This is a genomic window from Cellulomonas sp. 73-92 (assembly GCF_001898175.1).
Lineage (GTDB): Bacteria > Actinomycetota > Actinomycetes > Actinomycetales > Cellulomonadaceae > Cellulomonas.
The window spans coordinates 190,794-207,198 of sequence record NZ_MKTH01000018.1 but is presented as its reverse complement, the minus strand read 5'-3'; the positions used below and the strand labels follow the sequence as shown (position 1 = coordinate 207,198).

General features: G+C 74.1%; 17 protein-coding genes. 15 read left to right on the top strand and 2 right to left on the bottom strand.

What is annotated here, in order from left to right; all coding sequences use genetic code 11:
* Positions 1 to 47: 47 nt before the first annotated feature.
* Positions 48 to 812, bottom strand: a complete 765-nt coding sequence (locus tag BGO37_RS13735) for a response regulator transcription factor (RefSeq protein WP_291755707.1) — start codon at positions 810 to 812, stop codon at positions 48 to 50.
* 181 nt (positions 813 to 993) lie between these two features.
* Between BGO37_RS13735 and BGO37_RS13730 the strand changes: the two genes are divergently transcribed.
* The 3 genes from BGO37_RS13730 (at position 994) to BGO37_RS13720 (ending at position 4,387) form a co-directional block, all read left to right on the top strand.
* Positions 994 to 2,295 (top strand): hemolysin family protein, encoded by a 1,302-nt coding sequence (locus tag BGO37_RS13730; RefSeq protein ID WP_291755706.1) that lies wholly within the window; start codon positions 994 to 996, stop codon positions 2,293 to 2,295.
* Positions 2,292 to 3,341 (top strand): hemolysin family protein, encoded by a 1,050-nt coding sequence (locus tag BGO37_RS13725; RefSeq protein ID WP_291755705.1) that lies wholly within the window; start codon positions 2,292 to 2,294, stop codon positions 3,339 to 3,341. Before BGO37_RS13730 ends, BGO37_RS13725 begins: the two co-directional genes overlap by 4 nt.
* Before the next feature lie 293 nt (positions 3,342 to 3,634).
* Positions 3,635 to 4,387, top strand: a complete 753-nt coding sequence (locus BGO37_RS13720; protein WP_291755704.1) for a M15 family metallopeptidase — start codon at positions 3,635 to 3,637, stop codon at positions 4,385 to 4,387.
* A 58-nt stretch (positions 4,388 to 4,445) separates the two neighbouring features.
* On the opposite strand, the gene BGO37_RS13715 is transcribed toward BGO37_RS13720, so the two are convergent.
* Positions 4,446 to 5,354: an aldose 1-epimerase family protein gene (locus BGO37_RS13715; protein WP_291755703.1), complete on the bottom strand. Its 909-nt coding sequence runs from the start codon at positions 5,352 to 5,354 to the stop codon at positions 4,446 to 4,448.
* Between the two features lie 201 nt (positions 5,355 to 5,555).
* Between BGO37_RS13715 and BGO37_RS13710 the strand changes: the two genes are divergently transcribed.
* The 12 genes from BGO37_RS13710 (at position 5,556) to BGO37_RS13655 (ending at position 16,392) form a co-directional block, all read left to right on the top strand.
* A complete protein-coding gene (locus BGO37_RS13710) occupies positions 5,556 to 6,785 on the top strand; it encodes a CpaF family protein (RefSeq protein ID WP_291755701.1) in 1,230 nt (409 codons plus the stop codon).
* Between the two features lie 7 nt (positions 6,786 to 6,792).
* A complete protein-coding gene (locus tag BGO37_RS13705) occupies positions 6,793 to 7,647 on the top strand; it encodes a type II secretion system F family protein (RefSeq protein ID WP_291755699.1) in 855 nt (284 codons plus the stop codon).
* A complete protein-coding gene (locus BGO37_RS13700; RefSeq protein ID WP_291755698.1) occupies positions 7,644 to 8,564 on the top strand; it encodes a type II secretion system F family protein in 921 nt (306 codons plus the stop codon). The genes BGO37_RS13705 and BGO37_RS13700 overlap by 4 nt, the downstream gene beginning before the upstream one ends.
* Positions 8,565 to 8,627: 63 nt before the next feature.
* Entirely contained in the window at positions 8,628 to 8,813 is a 186-nt protein-coding gene (locus tag BGO37_RS13695; protein WP_291755841.1) for a hypothetical protein, read from the top strand.
* Positions 8,738 to 9,178 carry a TadE/TadG family type IV pilus assembly protein gene (locus BGO37_RS13690; RefSeq protein ID WP_291755697.1) on the top strand — a complete coding sequence of 147 codons (441 nt, stop codon included), beginning with the start codon at positions 8,738 to 8,740 and terminating at the stop codon, positions 9,176 to 9,178. The genes BGO37_RS13695 and BGO37_RS13690 overlap by 76 nt, the downstream gene beginning before the upstream one ends.
* Entirely contained in the window at positions 9,175 to 9,627 is a 453-nt protein-coding gene (locus BGO37_RS13685) for a pilus assembly protein (RefSeq protein ID WP_291755696.1), read from the top strand. Before BGO37_RS13690 ends, BGO37_RS13685 begins: the two co-directional genes overlap by 4 nt.
* Before the next feature lie 89 nt (positions 9,628 to 9,716).
* Positions 9,717 to 10,127 carry a pilus assembly protein TadG-related protein gene (locus BGO37_RS13680; protein WP_291755695.1) on the top strand — a complete coding sequence of 137 codons (411 nt, stop codon included), beginning with the start codon at positions 9,717 to 9,719 and terminating at the stop codon, positions 10,125 to 10,127.
* 240 nt (positions 10,128 to 10,367) lie between these two features.
* A complete protein-coding gene (locus tag BGO37_RS13675; protein ID WP_291755693.1) occupies positions 10,368 to 11,384 on the top strand; it encodes a LacI family DNA-binding transcriptional regulator in 1,017 nt (338 codons plus the stop codon).
* Positions 11,385 to 11,515: 131 nt separating this feature from the next.
* Complete coding sequence (locus BGO37_RS13670) at positions 11,516 to 12,772, top strand: extracellular solute-binding protein (RefSeq protein WP_291755692.1); 1,257 nt, start codon at positions 11,516 to 11,518, stop codon at positions 12,770 to 12,772.
* An 88-nt stretch (positions 12,773 to 12,860) separates the two neighbouring features.
* Positions 12,861 to 13,805, top strand: coding sequence for a carbohydrate ABC transporter permease (locus BGO37_RS13665; protein WP_291755691.1), 945 nt, complete (start codon positions 12,861 to 12,863; stop codon positions 13,803 to 13,805).
* A 1-nt stretch (position 13,806) separates the two neighbouring features.
* The gene (locus BGO37_RS13660) at positions 13,807 to 14,625 is read left to right on the top strand and encodes a carbohydrate ABC transporter permease (protein ID WP_291755690.1); all 819 of its coding nucleotides are present in this window, start codon (positions 13,807 to 13,809) and stop codon (positions 14,623 to 14,625) included.
* Positions 14,626 to 14,676: 51 nt separating this feature from the next.
* Entirely contained in the window at positions 14,677 to 16,392 is a 1,716-nt protein-coding gene (locus BGO37_RS13655; protein WP_291755689.1) for a trehalase family glycosidase, read from the top strand.
* The last annotated feature ends 13 nt before the right edge of the window (positions 16,393 to 16,405 follow it).

The window sequence follows — 16,405 nt, the reverse complement described above, 5'->3', positions numbered from 1 at the left end:
GTGCCGCGGGACGGCGGCGGCCGGCGTCGAGCCCGTGGCCGGCGCGGTCACTGCTCCGCGGCGGCGTGCGACGCGTCGACCCCGTCGTCGGCCGGCTCGAACGCGTACCCGACGCCGTGCACGGTGCGGATGAGGTCGGAGCCGAGCTTGCGCCGCAACGCCTTGACGTGCGAGTCGACCGTACGGGTGCCGCTGGCGTCCACCCAGTCCCACACGTCCGCGAGCAGCTTCTCGCGCGTGAGCACGGTGCGGGCGTTGGTGGCGAGCGCCACCAGCAGGTCGAACTCGGTGGGGGTGAGGTGCACCTCGTCGTGCCCGCGCAGCACCCGCCGCTGCGCACGGTCGATCGAGACGTCGCCGACGACGAGCGGTGGCTCCGGATCGTGGATCCCGGCCGAGTGCACCGCCGCGGCGGCGCGCTCCTGGCGGCGCAGCAGCGCCTTCGTCCGCGCCACGAGCTCGCGCATCGAGAAGGGCTTGGTCATGTAGTCGTCGGCCCCGACGCCGAGGCCGACGAGCATGTCGGTCTCGTCGTCCCGGGCGGTGAGCATGAGCACCGGCACGGGCCGCTCGGCCTGGATCCGCCGGCACACCTCGAGCCCGTCGATGCCCGGCAGCATGACGTCGAGGATGACGGCGTCCGGCTGGAGGGTGTTCGCCGCCTCGACCCCCGCGAGCCCGTCGCCGACCGCCCGCACGGACCAGCCCTCCGCGGACAACCGGTGGACGATCGCCTGGGCGATGGCCGGCTCGTCCTCGACGACGAGGACCGAGGTCGTCGGCACGCCTGGCGCCTGGTGCGTGTTCGCCATGGCGTCAGCGTGGCACAGTCGGGGCCAACCGGCGGGGCCGCCCGGCCGCGCCCGCCGCGCGTTCGTATGATGGCGGCACCATGAGCGGCGCCTCCAGCCGCCGGCACCGGCCCTTCGGTGGCACGCCCGGTGCCGGCAGACACTCAGTCCACCGTTATGCGCCCGCCCGCACGGGTGAGCCGTGCTGAGCGACTGGCTCCTCGTCGCGCTCGGCGTGCTGCTCACCGCCGGCACGGCCGTCTTCGTCGCCGGCGAGTTCTCCCTGGTCACGCTCGACCCGGGTGCGGTCGAGGCGCGGGCGACCGACGACCGCGCCGACCACCGCGTCCGGCACGCGCTGCACACCCTGTCGATCCAGCTGTCGGGCGCGCAGGTCGGCATCACGGCGACGACGATCCTGCTCGGCTACACGACGCAGCCGGCCGTCGGCCGCCTGCTCGCGGACGCGCTGCGCCACCCCGTCCCGGCGAGCCTGGCGACCGGGCTGTCCGTGGCGATCGCGCTCGTGCTGGTCAACGGCTTCTCGATGGTCGTCGGCGAGCTCGTCCCCAAGAACTTCGCGCTCGCGGCGCCCTTGCCGACGGCCCGCGCCATCGCGCCGTTCCAGCTCGTGTTCACCACCCTGTTCCGGCCGCTCATCGCCGTGTTCAACGGCAGCGCCAACTGGCTGCTGCGCCGCGTCGGCGTCGAGCCGCGCGAGGAGCTGTCGGGCTCGCGCTCGGCAAGCGAGCTCGCCGCGCTCGTCCGGCGCTCCGCGGAGCAGGGCACGCTGGACCGGTCCACCGCGACGCTCCTGACGAACTCGCTGGACTTCGGCGACCTCACCGCGGTCGACGTGATGACCGACCGCCTGCGGCTGGTGACGGTCCGGCGCGACGAGACCGCGGCCGACGTGCTGCGGGCCGCGCGCGCCACCGGCCACTCCCGCTTCCCCGTCATCGGGGAGTCCGCCGACGACATCGTCGGTGTCGTGCCGCTGCGCCGCGCCGTCGCCGTGCCCTACGAGCGGCGCGACGAGGTCCCGGCGGCCGCGCTCATGGTCGACGTGCCGCGCGTCCCGGAGACGGTCCACCTCGGTCCGCTGCTCGTCGAGCTGCGCGGCCGTGGCCCGCAGATGGCTGTGGTGGTCGACGAGTACGGCGGCACGTCCGGCGTCGTCACGCTCGAGGACGTCGTCGAGGAGCTGGTGGGCGAGGTGGCCGACGAGCACGACCGCGCCCGTGGCTCCGCCGCCCGTCGTGCCGACGGCTCGTGGGGCTTCCCCGGGGTGCTGCGGCCCGACGAGCTCGCCGAGATCACCGGCCTGCGGGTGCCCGAGGAGGGGCCCTACGAGACGCTCGGGGGCCTCGTCATGGCCCGGCTCGGCCGCATCCCCGTCGAGGGGGACGTGGTCGAGGTCGACGGCGTGCGCCTGCAGGTCGAGCGGATGGACGGGCGTCGGGTGGAGCGCATCGGCGTCCGGCGGGCGGGGGAGCGGCGATGAGCCCCGCGCTGGCCGCGGTCCTCGTGGTGGTGTTCCTCGCGGGGAACGCCTTCTTCGTCGGGGCGGAGTTCGCGATCATCTCGTCCCGCCGCAGCTCGATCGAGCCCCTCGCCGCCGCCGGCGACCGGCGGGCGCGCACGGTGCTGTGGGCGATGGAGCACGTGTCGCTCATGCTCGCGTGCGCTCAGCTGGGCATCACGGTCTGCTCGACGAGCCTGGGCCTCGTCGCCGAGCCGGCGCTCGCCGAGCTCGTCGCCCACCCGCTGCACGCGCTCGGCGCGAGCGACACCTGGGTCCACCCGGTCGCCTTCGTGCTCGCGCTGCTCATCGTCGTGTACCTGCACGTGGTGCTCGGCGAGATGGTGCCGAAGAACCTCGCCGTCGCGGGGCCCGACCGTGCGGTGCTGCTGTTCGGCCCGCCGCTCGTCTGGCTCGGCCGCGTGGTCCGGCCGGTGATCACGGCGCTCAACTGGATCGCCAACCACGCCGTGCGCCTGGTCGGGTTCGAGCCGCGCGACGAGGTGGCGTCGTCGTTCACGGCCGAGGAGGTGCAGTCGATCGTCGAGCGCTCCGCCGCCGAGGGGCTCATCAGCGACGAGCAGGGCCTGCTGTCGGGCGCGCTCGAGTTCTCCGACCTCACCGCGAGGGACGTCATGGTGCCCGCGGCCCGGCTCGTCGGGATCGACGAGGGCGCGACGCCCGACGAGATCGAGCACCTCGTCGGCCGCACCGGCTTCAGCCGGCTGCCGGTGCGGGACCAGGGCGAGCTCGTCGGGTACCTGCACGTCAAGGACGTGCTCTACGCCGACGCCGCAACCCGGCTCCAGCCGGTGCCGGACTGGCGCGTCCGGCGGCTGGCCGTCGTCGCGCCGGACGACGAGATCGAGGACGCGCTCGCGGCGATGCAGCGCTCCGGGGCGCACCTCGCACGGGTCGACGAGGGCGGCACCGCCGTCGGCGTCGTGTTCCTGGAGGACATCCTTGAGGAGCTCGTCGGCGAGGTGCGCGACGCGATGCAGCGCGGGCAGCTGCCGGACGGCCGGTGAGCCCTGCCGGTGCGTCGCCGGGCCCGCCCGGCCGTCCGCGTGGGTGACCCGCCGAATGTGACCTTCGTCCCACTCGTCGGCGTGTCGCCCCGGCGTGTCGACGCTCAGCAGGGGGAAGACCCCGGACGAGCGTCCAACAGGGGGTTGGTCAACCGTGGGTCGGGCCGTTATGGTTCCGTGACCAGGGGCAGGTAGCGATCGTTTTCCGACGCCGTGACCGACGGCACGCACGAATCGGAGGTGCCGTGGGGTCGCATCGCGACAAGCCCGCCTCGCCTCGTGGTCGCGCGCGTGTGCCGGAGGCGCACGCCGTCCCCCGCCGCCGCAGCGCCACGCGATTCGTCGGGCGCGCGGGAGTGCTCGCGGCCCTGACGGGCATCACCGTGGTGCTGCCGGTGTCGCAGTCAGCGCTGGCCGCCGCCGGCGTGCCGCTGGCCTTCGCGACCCACGTCGCCCTGCCATCCACGGTCGAGGCCCTCACCGCGGTGCCGCCCTCGGAGCAGGCCCCGTCCTCGCTGCTCTCGGCCTCCGGTGCCACGACGGCCTTCGACGCCTCGGCCGTCGAGAGGGTCTCCCGCTCCGTCGAGCGCAGCCCGCTGCCCGGCTGCGACGGCATCGGACGGGCGGGCGCGAAGAACGGGCTGCTGCCGGCGAGCAGCCTGTGCACCCTCTTCGACGGGCACACGCAGCTGCGCGCGGACGCCGCGGTGGCGCTGGCCACGCTCGACGAGGCGTACGTCGCCAAGTTCGGCTCGGACATGTGCCTGGAGTCGGGCTACCGCACGCTCGCCCAGCAGTACGCCGTGAAGGCGGAGCGCGGCGGCCTCGCCGCCACCCCGGGCACCAGCAACCACGGCCTGGGCCTGGCGGTCGACTTCTGCTCGCGCGAGACGTCCGGAGCACGCTGGGCCTGGCTCAAGGAGAACGGCCCGCTGTACGGCTTCCAGAACCCGTCCTGGGCGCAGTACGGCGGCGGCGGCCCGCACGAGCCCTGGCACTGGGAGTTCGTCAAGGGCGTCGAGGCAGCCGGCACCTGGTTCGGCTGACCGCCCGCCGCAGGTTCACGAACGGCCGGGACCCTCGGGTCCCGGCCGTTCGTCGTCCTCAGCGCAGCTGCAGGCCCCAGGTCAGCGTGTGCGACGCGCCGGGCGCCAGCCGCACCAGGTCGTCGCCGGTCCGGAACGCGTCCGCGACGCACGTCATCGGCTCGGCGGCCACCGCAGTTCGCTTGATGGCGTCGACGTCGTCGCCCGTGCACACCTGCCAGGCGCGGGCGGCCTCGTCGGCCCACATCGCCACGGTGGTCCCGTCCGGCCGGCCGAGCAGCAGCCACGAGAGCCCGTCGCCGTCGCGCACCAGGTCGGTCCACGCGTCGTCGTACGCCCGGCCCGCGAGCTGCTTGGCGGCCCGCAGGTCGAACCCGTTGACGACGGGCTCGGTGCCGGTCGGCAGCAGGCGGTTGTCGACCGTCACGTGGCGGTTGGCGTCGACGCGCAGCGTGCAGTCGTCGAGAGCGGCGCCGGCGGTGGACAGCCACGGGTGGACGCCGGCGCCGTAGGGCGCCGTGGAGTCCCCGCCGTTCGTCGCGGTGATCGTCGCCCGCAGGCCGCCCTCGCCGAGGGCGAAGCTCGCGATGAGCCGCAGCGGCCACGGGTAGCCGCTGGTCGGGACGATCGTGTGGCTGAGCTCGATCGACGAGCCGTCGTCGGACACCCCGGCGGTGGCCCACCGCACGTGGGTGACGAGACCGTGCAGCGCGGTCATCCGCGACGGCTCGCTCACCGGCACCTGGTGCACGGTGCCGCCGTACTCGTACATGCCGTTGGCCAGCCGGTTCGGCCAGGGCGCGAGCACCATGCCGGAGAACGCGGGGGCGATCTCGGCCTCGTCGTACGGCTGGACGACGTCGACGCCACCGACGCGGTAGGCCCTCATGGAGGCCCCGACCTCGGTGATCACCGCCTCCTGGTCACCGGATCGCAGGACGTACTGAGCGCCACTGGGAAAAGTCACAAGGCGAAACCGTACCTGGACGCGTGACCATCCCGGCACGCCGAGGGTCCCCCGCCGGTCACCCGATCGTGGAGGCAGCCGGGTGAGGCGCGCTCGGCCGGGGTGAATCCGGTGGACGACGGGCCCCGGGCGCACCGTCGATGCCCTACGGTCCGGCGCATCGGGCTGCGGTGGCAGACGACAGACCGAGGAGTTGTTGTCATGTCCGGGGACGGGGCTGTTCTCGTCGAGCGTGAGGTGCGCGAGCTCATCCGCCGGCGGGGGCTGGATCCGGTGCGCGACCCCGACGGGGTGCGTGCGCTGGTGTCGGCGGCGATCGCCGACTACGACGAGCGGTCGGTGCTGGGCGCCGTACCGCCGCTCGACGACGCCGCCGCGGTGCACCGGCACGTCGTCGACGCGGTCGCCGGGCTGGGGCCGCTGCAGCGCTACCTCGACGACGAGGCGATCGAGGAGATCTGGATCAACTCGCCGACGCAGGTGTTCGTGGCGCGGGGCGGCGTGGCCGAGCTCACCACGACGATCCTCACCGACGCGCAGGTGCGTGACCTCGTCGAGCAGATGCTCAAGGCGTCCGGGCGCCGGCTGGACATGTCCTCGCCGTTCGTGGACGCCCAGCTGCCCGGCGGCGAGCGGCTGCACGTCGTCATCCCGGACGTCACGCGGCGGTGGGCGGTCAACATCCGCAAGCACGTGGTCCGGGCGACGACGCTGGACGACCTCGTCGTGCTCGGCTCGCTGCCGCCGCAGGCGGCCGCGTTCCTGGCCGCGGCGGTCCGGGCCGGGCTCAACGTGCTGGTCTCCGGGGCGACCCAGGCGGGCAAGACGACGATGCTCAACGCCCTCGCCGGCGCGATCCCGGCGCGCGAGCGGGTGATCAGCTGCGAGGAGGTCTTCGAGCTACGGCTGGCCGCGCGGGACTGGGTGGCCATGCAGTGCCGCCAGCCGAACCTCGAGGGCACCGGCGAGATCCCGCTGCGGCGGCTGGTCAAGGAGGCGCTGCGGATGCGCCCGAGCCGGCTCCTGGTGGGTGAGGTGCGCGAGGCCGAGGCGCTCGACCTGCTGCTCGCGCTCAACGCCGGCATCCCGGCGATGTGCACGCTGCACGCGAACTCGGCGCGCGAGGCGCTGGTCAAGCTCTGCACGCTGCCGCTGCTGGCGGGGGAGAACGTGTCGTCGGCGTTCGTGGTGCCCACCGTGGCCGGTGCCGTGGACCTCGTCGTGCACCTGGCGCTGGATGCCGCGGGCCGCCGGGCCGTGCGCGAGGTCGTGGCGGTGCCCGGTCGCGTCGAGGCGGGCGTGGTGGAGGCGGCCGAGGTGTTCGCCGAGCGCGGCGGGAGGCTGGTGCGCGGCGACGGATTCCCGCCGCACCCGGAGCGGTTCGCGCGCGCGGGCGTGGACCTGGCGGCGCTCCTGCGGGCCCGGGACTGAGGCCGCCGTGGGCGTCGTGGTGGGGCTGCTGCTCGGGGCGGGCCTGGCGAGCCTGTGGTGGTCCTGCTGGCCCGTGGCACCGCGGCGGACGACGAACGCCGCCGCCGACCGGGTCCGCGACACCCTGGCGCAGGCCGGGGTGACGGGAGTGGGGTCGGCGGCGCTGGTGCCGGCGGCGCTCGCCGGCGCGCTCGTCGTCGGCTGCGCCGCCCTGCTCCTCGTCCCGGTCCCGGCGGTCGCCGCCCTCGCGGCCGCCTTCGGCGCGGCGCTGCCGTGGGTGCTCCTGCGCAGCCGCGCGCGGCGGCGCGCGAGGCGGCTGCGGCAGTGCTGGCCCCAGGTGGTGGACGACCTGGCGTCGGCGGTGCGCGCGGGCATGGCGCTGCCGGAGGCCGTGGCGGCGCTGGGTGAGCGGGGGCCGGTCGAGCTGCGCCCGGCGTTCGCCGCCTTCGCCGTCGACCACCGCGCCTCGGGCAGGTTCGGCGACAGCCTGGACGCGCTCAAGGAGCGGCTGGCCGACCCGGTGGCCGACCGCATCGTCGAGGCCCTGCGGCTCACCCGCGACGTCGGCGGCACCGACCTCGGCCGGCTGCTGCGGACGCTGTCGACGTTCCTCCGCGAGGACCTGGCTACCCGCGGCGAGCTGGAGGCCCGCGCGTCCTGGACGGTGAACGCCGCGCGGCTCGCGGTCGCTGCACCCTGGGCCGTGCTGGCGATGCTGGGCTCGCGGCTGGAGGCGGCCGCCGCCTACGACACGCCCACCGGTGCGGCCGTGCTCGTCGCCGGGGCGGGCTGCTCGGCTTTCGCCTACCGGCTGATGCTGCGGATCGGCGCGCTGCCGGCCGAGCCGCGGGTGCTGCGGTGAGCGCCGTCGGCGCCCTCGTCGGGCTCCTGCTCGGCGCCGGGTGCCTCCTGCTGGCGGCCCACCGCGCCGCGCGGCGGCCCGCGCTCGACCGGCGGCTGGCGCCGTACCTGCGGCCGCAGCGGACGCAGTCCGCGCTCCTCGACGCACCGGCGACGCCGCTGGCGGGGCTGGGACGCCTGGCTGCGCCGTTCCTCGCGGACGCCGCGCGTCGCGTCGCGCGCCTCGGGTCGCCCACGGCCGAGCTGCGCCGGCGTCTCGCACGGGCGGGCCGGACGGAGAGCGTCGAGCAGTTCCGGGTGGGGCAGGTGGTGTGGGGAGCCTGCGGGCTCGCGGCCGGGCTCGGTGCGGCGATCGTCGTGGGCACGACGAGGGGCGGCTCGCCCGTCGCCCTGGCCGTGCTCGTCGCGGTCGTCGGGCTCCTGGCGGCCCTCGCCCGGGACTGGCTGCTCGCACGGGCGGTGCGCGTGCGGGAGGCCCGCCTCATGAGCGAGCTGCCCACCGTCGCCGAGCTGCTGGCCCTCGCCGTCGGTGCCGGCGAGGGTGCGGCCGCGGCGCTCGAGCGTGTGGCGCGCACCTGCGGCGGCGAGCTGGCCGGTGAGCTGCGCGCCACCCTCGCCGACGCGCGGGCGGGCCTGCCGCTGACGCAGGCGCTCGACGGGCTGGCCGCGCGCACGGGGCTGCCGGCGCTGGCGCGGTTCGCCGAGGGCGTGGCGGTGGCGCTGGAACGCGGCACGCCGCTGGCCGAGGTGCTGCGGGCGCAGGCGCAGGACGTGCGCAGCGAAGGGCGGCGGGCGCTCATGGAGGCCGGCGGGCGCAAGGAGATCCTCCAGATGCTGCCCGTCGTCTTCCTCGTGCTCCCGGTGACGGTGCTGTTCGCGGTGTTCCCCTCGCTCGTGGTGCTGCGGGTGGGGATGTGAGGGTCCGGGGTCCGGTCGTCGGCCGGCGGAGAGGGGGAGTCGATGATGCGGTTGGGTGTCTGGATGGTCGCCTCGGCGGCGCGGAGGGGGCGGGTAGCGGCACGGGACGACCGCGGCGACGTGCCGGGATGGGTCCTCGTCACCCTGATGACGGCGGGGCTGGTGTCCGTGCTGTGGTTCGTCGCGGGGGACGCCCTCGTCCAGGTGTTCCAGAACGCCATCTCCTCGGTGACGCCCTCGGCGCCGTAGACGCCGGGGCGGCGGTCGTCGACTTCGTCCTGGTCGGCGGGCTGCTCACGGTGCTGTTCGTCGCCGTCGTGCAGCTGACGCTCGTCCTCCACGTGCGGAACACGCTCGTCGACTGCGCCGCGCAGGGCGCTCGCTACGCTGCCGCGGCGGGCCGGGAGCCGGCCGACGGCGTCGCGCGGACCGCCGAGCTGGCGGCCGCCGAGCTCTCCGGCGCGTACGCGCGCGACGTCACGGCCACCCGGACGCGCGTCGGCGGCGTCGACGTCGTCGAGGTGACGGTGCGCGCGCCGATGCCCGTCGTCGGCCTCCTCGGGCCGGGCGGGACGCTCGTGGTCCGCGGCCACGCCATGGTGGAGGGGCAGTGACCCGCGTCCGTCGCGGCGCGTGGGCCGGCGACGAGGGCAGCGCCGTCGTGGAGTTCGTCGGCCTGACGTTCGTGCTGCTCGTGCCGCTGGTGTACCTCGTCCTCGTCGTCGGGCGGCTGGAGGCGGCGACCTTCGCCGCGGAGGGCGCGGCGCGCGAGGCGGCCCGGGTGTTCGTGGCGTCCGACGAGGCCGCGTCCGCCGCGCCGCGTGCGCTGGTGGCGGCCGGGGTCGCGCTCGCGGACCAGGGGCTGCACGACGACCCCGCAGACGCCGTCTCGATCGCCTGCTCCGCCGCGTGCCTGACGCCCGGCAGCGAGGTGGCCGTGGACGTGCGGCTGTCGGTGCCGCTGCCGTTCGTGCCGCCGTTCCTGCGCAGGGCCGTGCCGCTGTCGATCCCCGTGACGGCGCAGCGCACCGCCGTGGTCGACGAGTACCGGGCGGCGCCGTGACCGCCCTCGGGTTCAGTTTCCTGAAGATCCGGTCGCGATCCGCGACGCCGGGTTCAGGAAAGTGGAGATCGGGGGGTGACGAGGGCCAGGTGACGATCCTGCTCATCGGGTTCGTCGTCGTCGCGCTCGCGCTCGTCGCGGTGGTCGCCTCGGCGGCGCAGGTGCACCTCGAGCGGACGCGGCTCGCCGCGCTCGCGGACCTCGCGGCGCTCGCTGCCGCCGAGCAGGTGTCCGACGAGGCCTACTTCGCGTCCGGCACGAGCGCGATCGCGCCCGCGGACGAGGAGGTCGAGGCGACGGTCGACGGCTACCTCGCGGCGCACCCCGACGTGGCGGCGCGGTGGACCGACCTGCGCGTGGTCGAGGCCGGCTCCCCGGACGGGCGGACCGTCCGCGTGACGCTGGCGGCGGTCGTCCGGCCGGTGTGGGTCGCGTGGGTGCTGACGCCGTTCACGGACGGCGTCGGCATCGGCGCCGCGTCGTCCGCCCGGGCGTGGTGAGGCTCCCGGGCCCGGTCGTGCCCGTCCGCCACCCACCGTGACCGGGGATGGCGGGCGGACGACGATCAGGTCGGCGTTCGCCGAGCCGTCCGCCGAGCCGTGTGCCGCCCGGCTCGCGATCGGGGCGTCGTCGGCGACGCAGGCGGCCACGCAGGCATCACGGCGAGGGGCTTGACAGCCCGCGACCTGTGAGCGTTAACATCTGTTCGTCGAACCGGTTCGAACCCCGAGGGAGTGGCGATGCCGACGATCGGCGACGTGGCCCGTCGCGCCGGGGTGTCCCGGAGCACGGTGTCGTACGCCCTGTCGGGCAAGCGCACCATCTCGCGGGAGACGCGGGACCGGATCGACCGGGTGATCGCCGAGCTGGGCTTCACGCCGAACGCCGGCGCCCGGGCGCTGGCGACGTCGCAGACGATGGTGCTGGGCCTGCTGCTGCAGTTCCACGCCGACGAGTTCGCGCCCGCCATGCTGCAGTACGTGCTGCCGGTCTCCGAGGCGGCCCGGCGGCTGGGCTACGACATCCTCATGGTGACCGACGCCAACGGCGCCGGGGCGATCCGCCGCATCGGCGACTCCGAGATGGTCGACGGGATCGTGCTCCTGGACGTCACGCACGACGACCCGCGGCTCGACTCGCTACGGTCCGTGCGCCAGCCGGCCGTGCTCATCGGGCTGCCGGGCGACACGCGCGACCTCGACGCGATCGACCTGGACTTCAGCGCGGCCGCCCGCCAGATCGTCGAGCACCTCGCGGCGAACGGCCATCGCGAGGTGGTCCTCATCTCGCCGCCGCACCACGTCGTCGAGCGCGGTGGCTCGTACGTGTGGCGGTTCCGGGACCCGGCGGTGGAGCGGGGCCGCGAGCTGGGGATCCGCGTGCACGCCTACTACGGCGAGTCGCGGCCCCCGGCCGTGCAGACCTCCGTGCACCGGATCCTCGACGCGCACCCCTCGGCGACCGCGCTCGTCGTCCACAACGACGCGACGATCGCCGCGCTGCCGGCGGTGCTGCGCGACCGCGGCATCGTGGTCCCGCGCGACCTCAGCGTGGTCAGCCTGTACTCGCGCGACTTTGCCGAGGAGTTCTCCCTGCCCTACACGGCGGTCGAGTCGGCCGCCGACACCCTCGGCCGCCGCGCGGTCGACCTCCTCGTGCACCGCATCCTCGACCCGGCCAAGGCCGGGCCGCACGCGGTGCAGTTCGTGGAACCAGTGCTGCGGGACCGCGGCAGCGTCCGCACCCTGCAGGGCTAGTCGTCCGCACCGCCCGCCGGCCGGCACCGGCGGGCACTCATGAGAAAGAGCAAGGCGCAGCAAGGGCAAGATCCGGTCATCGAACCGGTTCACCACAGCACCGGATTCAAGGAGGAACCACCGTGTTGAACGTGAGGAAGTCCGCAGTCCTCGCCGGGACGGCGGCGCTGGCGACGTTGGCGCTCGGCGCCTGCAGCAGCGGGGGCGGCGGGGGCACCGCCACCACCGCGGCCGGCGGGTCGACGAGCGCCGCCGCTCTGACGTCGATCAACGTCTGGGACCCGTACCCGCAGTACGACGACTCGTCGGCCTGGGCGTCCTACGTCAAGGCATGCGCCCCGGCCGGCGCCACCATCACCCGCACCACGGCCGCGACGAGCGACCTGCTCAACAACCTCACCTCGGCCGTGAAGGAGGACAACGCGCCCGACGTCATCATGCTGGACAACCCGGCCGTGCCCGACGCAGCGACGGCCGGTCTGCTCGCCCCGGCCAAGGACGTCGGCATCGACACCAGTGGGTTCGACGCCAACCTGGCGGGCCCGGGCACCGTGGCCGGCGTGACGTACGGCGTCCCGATCGGGGCCAACACGCTCGGCCTGTACTACAACAAGGACATCCTCGACAAGGCCGGCGTCGACCCCGCGAGCATCAAGGACTGGGCCTCGCTGACGGCCGCGCTGGACAAGGTGACCAAGGCGGGCTCGAAGGGCATCACCTTCGCAGGCATCTCCGGCGAGGAGGGCGTGTTCCAGTTCCTGCCCTGGTTCTGGGGCTCCGGGGCGAGCCTCAAGCAGCCCACGTCGGACGCCGCCGTGGCCGCCGGGCAGCTGCTCTCCGACTGGATCGGCAAGGGCTACGCGCCCAAGTCGGCCATCACCGACAACCAGTCGGCGTCCTGGGACCTGTTCCTGACCGGCCAGTACGCCTTCGCGGAGAACGGCTCGTGGTTCGCCAAGGCCGCGTCGACGCAGAAGTTCAAGGCCGTCATGATGCCGATCCCCGGCCAGAACGGCGGGGCGGCGCCCGTGCCGACCGGCGGTGAGTTCGTGCTCGCGCCGGTGCACAAGGCCGACTCGGCCGCGCACTACGCCGCGGCCACCAAGGTGATCGCGTGCCTCGTCGGCCCGGACAACCAGATCAAGACCGACGACCAGCTCGGCTACTTCGCGGCGAACAAGGACCAGCGGGCCAAGCAGATCGCTTCCGACCCGATCTGGACGCCGTGGGCGGCCGCGATCGAGAGCGCCCAGGGCCGGACCACCGATCTCGGCCCGGACTACACGGCGACCTCGGCGCAGCTGTCGACCGCCCTGCAGGGTGCGCTCAACGCCGCCGGCGACGCGACCGCGGTGAAGGCGGCCTTCGCCCAGGCGGCGAAGGGCTGACGCGAGGACGCGGGCGCGGCGGCCCGGACCGGCCGCCGCGCCCGCACCCCACGCACGTCGAGGAACGGTGGATCAGGTGAGCACTGGCGTGACAACGGTGACCGCGCGGCGGTCGGCGCCCTCGGGGGAGCACGAGCGAGGGCGGCGGCGCGGGCTGCGCCCGACGCAGTGGGCGGGGATCGGGTTCGTCGCCCCGCTCGTCGTGTACCTCGTCGTGCTGTACGCGTACCCGCTCTACGAGAACGTGTCGATGAGCCTGCACCGCTTCACGCGGGCCACCTTCGTCACGGGGCAGGCGCCCTTCGTCGGGTTCGACGTGTACCGCGAGGTGATCGGTTCGCCGCAGTTCTGGCCCACCGTGCGTCAGACCGCGGTCTTCGTCGTCGTCTCGCTGGTGTTCCAGTACGCGATCGGCCTGGGGCTGGCGGTGTTCTTCCGGCGCAGCTTCCCGCTGTCGAGCCTGCTGCGCGGCCTGTTCCTCGTCCCGTGGCTGCTGCCGATCATCGTCTCGGCCACCACGTGGCAGTGGATGATGGACGCCGACTCAGGGGTGATCAACCGCTTCCTCGGCCTGTTCGGCGCCGACCCGGTGTGGTGGCTCAACGCCCAGCACTCCCTGATGTCGGTGACCATCGCCAACATCTGGCTGGGCATCCCGTTCAACCTGGTCATCCTGTACTCGGGGCTGCAGAACATCCCCACCGACCTCTACGAGGCGGCGTCGCTCGACGGGGCCGGGGCGTGGCGGCAGTTCTGGCACGTGACCTTCCCGCTGCTGCGTCCGGTCACGGCGATCACGCTGCTGCTGGGCTTCGTCTACACGCTCAAGGTCGTCGACATCATCTGGATCATGACCCTGGGCACCGGGTCGTCCCAGACGCTGGCGACGTGGGCCTACGCGATGGCGTTCGGCAAGGGCGCCTCGTCGGTCATCCGGTACTCGCAGGCTTCCGTGCTCGGCACGATCCTGCTGCTCATCGCCCTGGTGATGGGCTTCGTCTACCTCGTCGTCCAGCGCCGGCAGGAGGACTGACATGGCCACCGTGCGACGCACCTGGTGGAGGACCGCCCTGGGGCTGCTGTTCACCGCGGTGATGCTGTTCCCGCTCTACTGGATGCTCAACGTCTCCTTCACCCAGCGCAGCGCCATCCGGAACGCGGACCTGTTCCCACGCCACTTCACGCTCGACCACTACCAGGTGGTGCTGCACCAGCAGCTGCCGTTCCTCGGCACGAGCCTGGTCGTGGGCCTCGGCACCGTGGCGCTGACCCTGGTCATCTCCGCGCCCGCCGGGTACGCCCTGTCCAAGCTCCTCGTGCCGGGGCGGCGCGCGCTCAGCTTCGTGCTGCTGGTCGCCCAGATGATCCCGGCGGTCGTCATGGCGCTGGGCTTCTACACGATCTACACGCGGCTCGGGATCCTCGACACCCTGCCGGGCCTGATCCTCGCCGACTCGACGATCGCGGTGCCGTTCGGCGTCATGCTCTTCGTCGCCTTCATGAGCGGCATCCCGCGCGAGCTGCTGCAGGCCGCCGAGATCGACGGCGCCTCGACGTGGCGCACCTTCCGCTCCGTCGTCATGCCGATAGCCCGTAACTCCGCCGTGACGGTGGGGCTGTTCGCCTTCCTCTGGGCATGGTCGGACTTCCTCTTCGCCTCCAGCCTCAACCGCGGCGGGGGCAAGCTCCGCCCGATCACCATGGGCCTGTACGACTACATCGGCTCCCAGAACCAGGAGTGGGGGCCCCTGATGGCGACGGCCGTCCTCGCCTCCGTCCCCACCGCGATCCTGCTCATCGTCGCCCAGCGGTACGTCGCGGCCGGCGTGACCGCGGGCGCGATCAAGGACTAGCGCGGGAGCACCCCGCGACGGCACCCCAACCGTGAAGGACACGCGCACGCCATGACGCCAGCACCGGCCACCACCAGCTTCGACATCCGCGAGATCCCGTTCTCCTACCGCGGCGCATGGTTCAACCTCTCCCCGGTCACGGCCCTCCACACGCGCTCGGAGGCCGTGCACCTCGTCTCGCACCGCAACGGCATGCACGCCGTGCTCGCCCTGGAACCGGTGGCCCAGGGCTCGGTCGTGGCGTGCGCCTGGGACGCGCAGCCCGCCGTGTTCCGGTGGTCCACGCCGGACGGGGCCTCCGTCTCGGCGGCGTTCGACGGGCCGAACGTGCTGCGCCTGCGGGGCCGCGGCATGGGCCTGCGCATCCGGGACGCCGCCGCGGGGCTGACGCCGTTCACCGGCACCTACCTGTTCGACGACCCCATCGACGGGGCCATCGTCTTCACCTCCTACGAGACGGGCCGCCGCTACCGGATCACCAGGATCACCGGGGCGCTCGAGGTGGCCGGCGCCGAGGCGCTGGGAGCCGCGGAGCGCCACCTCGTCGCAGGCGCCTCGGGGACCGAGTGGGAGATCGCGCTGGAGGAGACCACCGCGGGCTCGGCGCCGTTCATGCCCCGCGGCCGGTTCGAGGAGGTGGTGGCCGCCGCGGGTGCCCGGTTCGCCGAGTACGTCGAGCTGGTGGCACCGTGGCGCGACGCCCGCACCCCGGCGGCCGCGCGCGCCGCCTACGTCCTGTGGTCGGCAACCGTGGCGCCCGAGGGGTACCTGACGCGCGAGTCCGTGCTCATGTCCAAGCACTGGATGGACAAGGTCTGGAGCTGGGACCACTGCTTCAACGCGCTCGCGCTGGCCCCCGGGCTGCCGGACGCCGCGCTGGACCAGTTCCTCGCCCCGTTCGACCACCAGGACGCCACGGGCGCCCTGCCCGACTCCGTGACGCACTCCGAGGTGCTCTACAACTACGTCAAGCCGCCGATCCACGGCTGGGCGCTGCAGCATCTGCGGGCCACCGCCGGGCGCGCCCTGACGCCGTCGGAGCTGGCCCTGGTCCACGACCGCCTCGCGGCCTGGTCGGGCTACTGGCTGGAGCGCCGTCGCCGCCCCGGGCGCGTGCTGCCCTACTACCAGCACGGCAACGACTCCGGCTGGGACAACGCGACGACGTTCGACCTGGACCGTGTGGTCGAGTCGCCCGACCTGGCCGCCTTCCTCGTGCTGCAGCTCGAGACGCTGGCGGACCTGGCGGGCGAGCTGGGCCGGCCGACGGACCGCTGGAAGAACGAGCGCGACGCCGTGCTCCAGGCGCTCGTCGACGAGCTGTGGCGGGACGACCGTTTCGTCGCCGTGGGCGCCCTGTCCCGGCGGGACAGCACCGCCACCAGCCTGCTCAACCTGCTGCCGCTGGTGCTCGGTGACCGGCTGCCGCCGCAGCTGCGCGACGCGATGGTGGCGCGCCTGGCGGAGCACCTGACCGAGCACGGCCTGGCCACCGAGCCGCCGACGTCGCAGGCGTACGAGCCGGACGGCTACTGGCGCGGCCCCATCTGGGCGCCCTCGACCGCCCTGCTCGTCGACGGGCTGCGGCGCAGCGGGCACGACGAGCTGTCCGACCTCGTCTCCGACCGGTTCCGCGCGCTGTGCGAGCGCTCCGGGTTCGCCGAGAACTTCGACGCCGTGTCCGGGCAGGGCCTGCGCGACCGTGCCTACACCTGGACCGCCGCGGTCTACCTGGTGCTCGCCGCGGCCTTCGTGCGGCGCGGGTAGGCCGGTTGCCCGG